Genomic DNA, 8,934 nt, shown 5'->3' with positions numbered 1-8,934 from the left:
CTCCACCACCAGCCTGAAGGAGGCTGGTGGTCCCCCTCCCCCGGTTCGCGGGGGAGGATTAGGCGACTACCCCAGCACCTTGGCGGTCTGCCCGAACAGCACCTTCTTCGCCTCCTCGGTCATCGGCTTGTTCTCGCTGATCGCCGCCCCCTTGGCATAGGCCGTGACCGTCGCCGGGCGCGCGGCGATCGCGTCGAACCAGCGCTTCAGATTGGGCGTGTCCTCGAGCCGCTGCCCCTGCCGCTCATGCGGCACGATCCACGGATAACAGGCCATGTCGGCGATCGAATATTCGCCGGTAATGAACTCCCGCCCCGCGAGCCGACGATCGAGCACGCCGTAAAGCCGATTGGTTTCGTTGACGTAGCGGTCGATCGCATAGGGAATTTTCTCGGGCGCATAGCCGCTGAAATGGTGGTTCTGGCCGAGCATCGGCCCGAGGCCCCCCATTTGCCACATCAGCCACTGCACCGTCTCGGTCCGGCTGCGCAGATCCTGCCCGATGAACTTGCCGTACTTGTCGGCAAGATACAGCAGGATCGCGCCCGATTCGAAGATCGCGATCGGCGCGCCGCCACCGACCGGATCGTGGTCGACGATCGCGGGCATCCGGTTGTTGGGCGCGATCTTGAGGAAATCGGGCTGGAATTGTGCGCCCGCGCCGATGTTGACCGGGATGATGCGATACTCGACCCCGGCTTCTTCGAGAAACAGGGTGATCTTGTGGCCGTTGGGTGTCGGCCAATAGTGCAGGTCGATCATGCGCGGGGCTCCTGTGGGTGTCACCCGGGAGATGGGACAGCCGTCACGCCTCCGCAACCGCCGCCGGCGCGGGTGGCGCCCGGTCGAGCACTTTCCAGACGACGACGCCGAGCGCTGCCAGCGCAAGCACGGCGGCGAGCACGAACGCCGCCCCGGGAAAGCCAAGCTCGACCCCGGCGGCGAGCGCCTGCGTCATCAGCAAGGGGCTGACGATCGCAGCGACGCTGCCGAGGCTGCCGAGCCCGCCCTGCAGCGCGCCCTGCCGCTCGGGGCCGACCATGCGCGACAGCAGCCCGCTGATCGCCGGGCCGACGAAGCCCTGCAGCGACGCGAGCAGCATGATCGCATAGACTTGCCAGCCCGCCTGGATGAAGGCGAACGCAAGGAAGCCGGCGATCGCGCAGACGAGCCCCACCATCAGCGCACGCCGGTCGCCGAGCCGTGCGATCGCCGAGCCGACGAGCAGGACCTGCACCGCCGCCATGATGAAGCCGACGTAGGTCAGGCTGAGCCCGATCGCGCCCGGGCTCCAGTGGAAGCGGATCGTCGCCCAGAAGGCCCAGGTGCCGGGATAGACGGTGTTGGCGATCTGCCACAGCAAGGCGACGACCAGCAGCGGGACGGCAATGGGGCTGTCGAACAACGGCCTGAACGCGCCGATGACGTGCGCGTCGCGCCAGCGGAACGGGCGACGATGCTCGCGCTGCAGCGACTCGGGCATGGCGAACGCCATCACGGCCGCATTGCCGAGCGCAAGGGCTGCGGCGGCGGCAAACGGCGCGCGCGGTCCGAGCGCCGCCAGCACGCCGCCCAGCGCCGGCCCCAGGACGAAGCCGATCCCGAACGCACCGCTGATATAGCCGAAGGCGGCGCTGCGTTTCTCCACGGGGACGACGTCGGCGATGACCGAACTCGCCGGGCCATAGATCGCCCCCGCCGCGCCGGCGATCGCGCGACCGACGAACAGCCAGGCGAGCGTCGGCGCGAGCGCCATCAGCGCATAATCGACTCCGAACGCGAGCATCGAGGCGATCAGCACGAGCCGGCGGCCGTAACGGTCGCTCAAATTGCCGAGCACCGGTCCGGCGAAGAATTGGGTCAGCGCGAAGGCGGTGAGCATATAGCCTGCGATGCGGGTCGCATCGTCGATCCCGACATGGCCGAGGCGAGTGATCAGCGACGGCAGCACCGGCATGACGATGCCGAAGCCGATCGAATCGATCAGCACGGCCGCGAGCACGATCGGCACGGCGCGGTTCGCGAACGGCATCGGATGCTTCCCCCCGGAGTGCGGAGCTTACCGGGTTTCGCCGTGGCGTAAACCTCCCCTCCCTCTCAGGGAGCGGAGGTGCAGATACTGCGAGCGAATAGATCATACTGGCCCTTCCCATTCGCCGCATTCCGGCGTATTGCGCCGGCATACCCGATCTTCAGATTCGGTCTGGAAGGACAGCTTTCATGGCAACCGCGCCCGAACTCGACGCTCCAGTGGCCACGCTCGACGCGTTCCGCGCCGAAGTGCGCGCGTGGCTCGCCGCGAACTTCCCGGCATCGCTCAAGGGCAAGGACAATGCGCTGTCGGCGCTCGAAGGCCCGACCGAGCTCTCGCCCGACGAAATCGCCTGGAAGACCGCGATGGGCGAGAAGGGCTGGGGCGTTCCCGGCTGGCCCGCAGCCTATGGCGGCGGCGGGCTCGACAAGGCGCAGATCCGCGTCCTCAACGAGGAGATGGCGCGGGCCGGGGCGTGGAACCCGATCGGCGGGATGGGCGTGATGATGTTCGGCCCGACGCTGCTCGAATATGGCAGCGAGGCGCAGAAGCAGGAGCATATTCCGGCGATCGCCAAGGGGCAGGTGCGCTGGTGCCAGGGCTATAGCGAGCCCAATGCCGGCTCCGACCTCGCCAACGTCCAGACTTTCGATGAAGATGCGGGCGACCATTACATCGTCAACGGCCAGAAGACCTGGACCTCGGGCGGGCAATGGGCCGACAAATGCTTCGCGCTCGTCCGCACCGACAAGAGCCAGAAGCATGGCGGGATCAGCTTCCTGCTGCTCGACATGACCGCGCCGGGCGTCGAAGTCCGGCCGATCGCGATGATCTCGGGCCAGTCGCCGTTCTGCGAGACCTTCTTCACCGACGTGAAGGTCCCCAAGGAAAACCTCGTCGGGCGCGAGGGGCAGGGTTGGGAAATCGGCACGCGGCTGCTCCAGCACGAGCGCAACAGCCTGTCGGGCGGCGGTGGCGCCTCGCGGCTGTTCGCGGGCAAGCCGATGGGCAAGCTCGCCAAGGAATATCGCGGCGAGGACGAGCAGGGTCGGGTTCCCGACAGCGACCTCAGGATGCGGATCGTGCGGCACGAGATGGACAGCCGCGCCTTCGCGCTGACGCTGCGCCGCGCCGCGCTCGAGGCGAAATCGAACCAGGGCCCGTCGGCGGCGACCTCGATCATGAAGAATGTCGGCGCGCGCATCACGCAGGATCGCGCCGAGCTGTCGATCGAGATCATGGGGATGGCCGGGCTCGGCTGGGAGGGCGAGGGCTTCAGCGAGGACGAGCTGACCCAGACGCGCACCTGGCTGTGGGGCAAGGCGGTGTCGATCTATGGCGGCTCGACCGAGATCCAGAACAACGTGATTTCGAAGCGCATCCTCGGGATGCTCGATCACCAGTAATTCAAGGATAGGCTGCCGCGCGCGTTTGCCGGCGGGCCGGAGAGGGGCGGGGTGAAGGATGGCCTAAGCCATCCTCCCCCGTTTTCCATCATCATAAGCGGGGACTGCAGCATGGCCGTACTCAACGACGAACAGACGATGCTCCGCGACATGGTGCGCGAATGGTCCGACGAGCAATCGCCGGTCAGCGCGTTCCGCAAGATGCGCGCCGCGGCGCCCGCCGAGGGGTATGACCCGGCGGCCTGGGCGACGCTCGGCGAGATGGGACTGCCCGGCATCGTCATCCCCGAAGAGCATGGCGGCACGGCGTTCGGTTATCTCTCGCTCGGGCTGGTGCTCGAGCAGCTCGGCCGCAATCTCGCGGCCTCGCCGCTGGCCTCGACCTCGGCGGCGGCGAGCGCGATCCTGCTCGGCGGGTCGGACGCGCTGAAGGCGCAGTGGCTGCCGCAGATCGCCAGCGGTGCGGTCGTCGCGACGCTCGCGATCGACGAGGGGCCGGTGCATGACCCCGCCAAGATCGCGACCACGGTCAGCGACGGCAAACTCAGCGGCACCAAGGCGTTCGTCGCCGAGGGCGACAGCGCTGGCGTTTTCGTTGTCGCGGCGACCGACGGGCTGTATCTCGTCGCGGGCGATGTCGGCGTCACGCGTGCGCCGCGCCATATGGCCGATTCGCGCAGCCACGCCCAGGTGACCTTCGACGCCGCGCCCGCCGACCGACTGGGCGACGCGACGCTCACCGCGCAGGTGATCGACCGCGCGACCGCGGCGGTGTGCGCCGAGATGCTCGGCATGGCCGAACAGGCGTTCGCCACCACCAACGACTACCTGAAGACGCGCGTCCAGTTCGGCCAGCAGCTCTCGACCTTCCAGGCGCTGCAGCACCGTATGGCGAAGATGTTCACCGAGCTCGAACTGATGCGCTCGGTGGTCGAGGGCGCGCTCGAGGCGATCGACGCCGGGCGCAGCGACATCGATCAGGCGGTGAGCCTCGCCAAGGCGGTCGCCAGCGACACGCTCAACCTCGTCAGCCGCGAGATGATCCAATTGCACGGCGGGATCGGCATGACCGACGATTACGACGCCGGCTTCTACCTCAAGCGCGCGCGCGTGCTCGAGACGATGTGGGGCAATGCCGCCTTCCACCGCGAGCGCTTCGCGCGCCTCAACGGGTATTGATCTTCCGTCCGAATTCCGCGGTTTGATCGATCCGTTACCCGGCCGCTCGGCAGAGAGCGGCGCCGCGCAGTGACGAGCAGCGCGACTGCCGATTGCGCCGCGCGTCAGCGTCTCGCGATCAGGCGATCCGCTACGTGAACAATGCGCCGCGCCATGGTCGTGGAACGCCGATCCGCATCTGGGCGGGCGCAACCCGATTCGAGGATCGGTTCTGGCCGCATTGGTCTTAGCGGAATTCCTTAGGGGAAGAACACGATAGGCAAACTGAGGTCCGCCGCGCATATCGCGCTTGACTTTAGGGCCGATCCGGAGTCAATTTGAGCTTCGGGTACGGAGCCGATCAGCGTTCCGGCCCTTTGGGGGAGAGATGCGATGCCTCGTTCGCGGCATGTGACGTCGTGTGCCTTTTTCGCTTTGTCGGTTGGTCTCGCATGGCCCGCAGCGGCGCAGATCGGGACCACGCCGCCACCGCCACGACCGAGCGGGCCGGCCGAGGATACGACCGGCCCCGACATCGTCGTGACGGGCTCGCTGATCCGCGGCACGCCCGAAGACGCCGCGATCCCGGTCGATGTCATCTCGAGCGACGAACTGTCCAAACAGGGCACGCCGAGCGCGGTCGACCTGCTCAAGAATCTGCCGACGTCGAGCGGCGTGATCGGCGACGCCAACCAGTTCGACAGCCGCAGCCAAGGCAATGAGGGCGTCGCCTCGGTCAATCTGCGCGGGCTCGGGCCGCAACGCACGCTCGTGCTGCTCAACGGCAAGCGGCTCGTTCCCATCGGCGGGGCGATCCCGATCGTCGATATCAATCTCATCCCCTCGGGCGCGATCGGGCGCGTCGAAGTGCTCAAGGACGGCGCGGCGGCGACCTACGGCTCGGATGCGATCGCCGGCGTCGTCAATTTCATCACGCGGACCGACCAGAACGGCTTCCTCGCCGCGGGCGACTATCGCTACATCCGCGGATCGTCTGGCGATTACACCGCGAACCTGAGCTTCGGCCACAATCGCGACGGGCTCCATTTCCTCGCCTCGGTCGGCTATCAGCATCGCTCCGAACTGCGCACCACCGACCGCGACTTCACCGTCCAGCCCTATCCCAACAATCCGCAGGGCGGCTATACCGGCGGCGGCAATCCGGGCAATTTCGGCTTTGCCGGCACCGCCAATTTCGTTCGCGATTTGGGATGCGAGGGGCTCGGCGGCTTCCGCAGCCAAGCGGGCTCGACGACCGACCGCTGCTTCAACAATTACGGCCAGTTCGGCAATCTCGTCGAGCCCGAGGATCGCATCCAGGCCTATGTCGAGGGCTCGGCGCAGCTCACCGACAAGCTCAAACTGTCGGTCAGCGCGCTCTATGGCTATAGCTCGACGCGGATCACCACCTCACCGACCTATCTCCCGACGCTCCCGCCCTCGGCCAACGCCGCGAGCGGCGGGGCAGGGCTGTTCGTCATCCCGACCTACGCTCCCGCGCTCCGCGATTATTGCGCGCTGTACGGCGCCGCGTCGGGCTGCGTGACCGCTGGCGGTGTGCCGCTCGCGCCGGCGATCGCCTTTCCCGTGCTCTTCCGACCCGCCCTGCTCGGCGGCAATCCGCTGTTCCTAAACCATAATGGCGACGACCGCGGATCGGCCTACAGCAAGCGCGTGTCGGACGAGATGCGCTTCACCGCCGATCTGTCCTACGACGTAACGCCCGATATCAACCTGACCGGCGGCTTCACTTACTCCGAATATTATCGCGAGAGCGAAGGCACCGACACGTTCGGCGACCTGCTCCAGAACGCGCTCGCCGGTTTCGGCGGGCCGAACTGCGCCTTTGCCACGCCGCAGTCGCGCGCCGGGCTGACCGCTGCGCAGATCGCCGCGCTCGCCGGGACCAACGGCTGCACCTTCTTCAATCCCTTCTCGACCGCGGTGGCGGCAAACGGCGCGACCGGCGTCGCGAACCCCAATTATGCCGGATCGCGCAACCCTGGCGGGTTCAACCTCGCGCCCGGGGCGGGGCTGATCAACGATCTGGCGACCTTCGACAATTTCTTCCGCACCACCAATACGCGCTACACCACGCGGCTGCTCGTCGGCGATCTCGTGCTGAGCGGCAAGACCGGATTGCGGCTCCCCGGCGGCGACCTGAGCTTCGCGGTCGGCGGGCAATATCGCCGCAACGACTATTCGGTGCTCTACAACAATGACAGCAACATCGCGGTCAATCCGTGCCCGGGCTCGCCGCTCAATCCGGCGGCGACCTGCGCGCAGCAGACCGGCGCACTCGGCTTCCTCGGCACCAACGCCAATCTGTCGACGAGCAACGACATCAAGGCGGTGTTCGGCGAATTGCAGCTGCCCGTGCTCGACCGGCTCAACCTGCAGCTCTCGGCGCGCTTCGAGGATTATGGCGGGCGCGTCGGCTCGACCTTCAATCCGCAGGGGCGCGTCCGGCTGCAGGTGACCGACTGGCTCGCGCTGCGCGGCGGGGCGGGGACGACTTTCCGCGGGCCGCCGGCGCAGCAATTGTCAGGGAACCTGACAGCATTGCAGATCATCGGCACCTCGTTCCGCGCGGTCGACATCAACGGCAACCCCAACCTCTCACCCGAAAAGGCGACGACCTACAGCGCCGGCATCCTGCTCCACAGCGGCGGCTTCAGCGCGAGCCTCGATTATTATCGCTACAAGTTGAAGGGGCCGATTGAGGGTGAGCCGATCCAGGGCATGGTCAATGCGCTGTTCGGCGCGAGCGGCACCGCCAATTGCGGCAACCCAGCCTTTGCGGCGCTCCAGGCGCGCTTCACCTTCACCGGTGCAGGGTGCGGCGTCGCCAACGTCCAGCGGCTCCGCACATTGGTGATCAACAGCGCCAATGTCACGACGTCGGGGCTCGATTTCCAGGCGGCGTATCGCTTCGGGCTCGGCGCCGCGAACCTCGAGGTCGGCGGCAACGGCACCTATGTGATCGAATATCGGACCAAGGACATCACGGTCGAAGGCGTCGTCGTCCAGCCGGCGTTCGACGGCGTCGGGCTGCTCAATTACCAGACCACCGCTTACCCGATCCCGCAGATCAAGGGCACCGCCTATGTCCAGGGTGCGCTCGGCGGCCACAGCCTGCGGCTCCAGTACAATTATATCGACGGCTATACCGACCAGCGCGGCAGCGCGATCTTCGGGCCGAACGCGGGTGCGCTGGCGGGGGCGTCGGTCACCGCGGGCAAGAACATCAAACCGTTCGGCACCTTCGACGCGACCTATCGGCTGGTGCTGCGCGGGACGGGCTCGACGCTGACGTTCTCGGCGCTCAATATTTTCGACAAGGCGCCGCCGTTCGCGCGGCTCGACCAGAATTACGATCCGTTCACCGCGAGCCCGCTGGGGTTCACGGCCAAGGTCGGCGTCTCGCAGAAATTCTGAGGCAGTGTAGCGCGCGTATCGGGGGCGCGGCGTCTGCATAAGACGGCGCGCCCTTTGCCGTTTGGCGCGCACTCGCGTATCGCTGTGCCGATGCCCAAACCCGTCAAGCGCACCCCCGGTCTGCCCAGCCGCGACCAGATCCTCGCCTTCATCGCCGAAAGCGACGTGCCCGCGGGCAAACGCGAGATCGCACGCGCCTTCGGGCTCACCGCGCAGGACAAGATTCTGCTGAAAGCGCTGCTCAAGGACATGGCCGATGAGGGGCTGATCGACAGCGCCCCGGGTCGCGCCTTTCACAAGATGGGCGGCGTGCCCAAGGTGACCGTGCTGCGGATCGTCGATGTCGATGACAGCGGCAATGTCTGGGCGGTGCCCGAGCGCTGGGAACCGGTCACGCCACCGCCGAAACTGCGCGTGCGCGAGAAGAAGAACGGCGCGCTCGGCGTCGGCGACCGCGTGCTCGCGCGGACCGAGGAAGCCGGGCAGGGGTGGATCGCGCATCCGATGAAGACCTTGCCCAAGGGCGAGGAACTGGTGCTCGGCGTGCTGCGGCAGGAGGGCAAGGCGCTGTGGCTGCAGGGCGTCGAGAAGAAGGAGCGGCGCGAGTTCCAGGTCTCCGACGCTGGCGAGGCGCAGGTCGGCGATCTGGTGCTCGCCGAGATGGCGGGGCGGCCGCCGCGGATCACGGTGCGCGTGACGCAAGTGCTCGGCGATCCGTTTGCGCCGCGCAGCTTCTCGCTGATCGCGATCCACAAATTGGGCATACCGGACGTGTTTTCGTCCGAGACGCTCGACGAGGCGGTCCGGGTGGCTGCCTTGCCCCTAGATCCTCCCCGGAACGGGGAGGGGGACCCTGAGCATTCAGCGAAGGGTGGAGGGGGCGTGCCGCAAGCGCCACGC

Annotated in this window: 5 protein-coding genes and 1 pseudogene; 4 read left to right on the top strand and 2 right to left on the bottom strand. The window is 67.1% G+C overall.

From position 1 onward, the window contains the following. Window positions 1–66 precede the first annotated feature (66 nt). Window positions 67–762, bottom strand: coding sequence for a glutathione binding-like protein (locus tag RH90_RS17660; protein WP_010187599.1), 696 nt, complete (start codon window positions 760–762; stop codon window positions 67–69). A 43-nt stretch (window positions 763–805) separates the two neighbouring features. Further along, window positions 806–2,032, bottom strand: a complete 1,227-nt coding sequence (locus RH90_RS17655) for an MFS transporter (protein ID WP_010187597.1) — start codon at window positions 2,030–2,032, stop codon at window positions 806–808. A 188-nt stretch (window positions 2,033–2,220) separates the two neighbouring features. Between RH90_RS17655 and RH90_RS17650 the strand changes: the two genes are divergently transcribed. The 4 genes and pseudogenes from RH90_RS17650 to RH90_RS17635 form a co-directional block, all read left to right on the top strand. Then, window positions 2,221–3,438, top strand: coding sequence for an acyl-CoA dehydrogenase family protein (locus RH90_RS17650; protein WP_010187595.1), 1,218 nt, complete (start codon window positions 2,221–2,223; stop codon window positions 3,436–3,438). A gap of 111 nt (window positions 3,439–3,549) precedes the next feature. Further along, entirely contained in the window at window positions 3,550–4,617 is a 1,068-nt protein-coding gene (locus RH90_RS17645; RefSeq protein ID WP_010187593.1) for an acyl-CoA dehydrogenase family protein, read from the top strand. A gap of 372 nt (window positions 4,618–4,989) precedes the next feature. After that, window positions 4,990–8,034 (top strand): TonB-dependent receptor plug domain-containing protein, encoded by a 3,045-nt coding sequence (locus tag RH90_RS17640; protein WP_010187589.1) that lies wholly within the window; start codon window positions 4,990–4,992, stop codon window positions 8,032–8,034. A 90-nt stretch (window positions 8,035–8,124) separates the two neighbouring features. Next, window positions 8,125–8,934 (top strand): annotated as a pseudogene (locus RH90_RS17635) (ribonuclease R); the annotation flags it as partial.

It is taken from the genome of Sphingomonas sp. PAMC 26605, from assembly GCF_000241485.1.
In the GTDB taxonomy this organism is placed as follows: domain Bacteria; phylum Pseudomonadota; class Alphaproteobacteria; order Sphingomonadales; family Sphingomonadaceae; genus Sphingomonas.
Note: the sequence above shows the minus strand (reverse complement) of the source record. Positions and strands in the feature narration are given on the sequence as shown.

What these genes read in the sequence shown, in the direction of transcription:
- RH90_RS17660 (WP_010187599.1), bottom strand. Translation starts at nt 762, where the DNA reads ATGATCGACCTGCACTATTGGCCGACACCCAACGGCCACAAGATCACC.
- RH90_RS17655 (WP_010187597.1), bottom strand. Translation starts at nt 2,032, where the DNA reads ATGCCGTTCGCGAACCGCGCCGTGCCGATCGTGCTCGCGGCCGTGCTG.
- RH90_RS17650 (WP_010187595.1), top strand. Translation starts at nt 2,221, where the DNA reads ATGGCAACCGCGCCCGAACTCGACGCTCCAGTGGCCACGCTCGACGCG.
- RH90_RS17645 (WP_010187593.1), top strand. Translation starts at nt 3,550, where the DNA reads ATGGCCGTACTCAACGACGAACAGACGATGCTCCGCGACATGGTGCGC.
- RH90_RS17640 (WP_010187589.1), top strand. Translation starts at nt 4,990, where the DNA reads ATGCCTCGTTCGCGGCATGTGACGTCGTGTGCCTTTTTCGCTTTGTCG.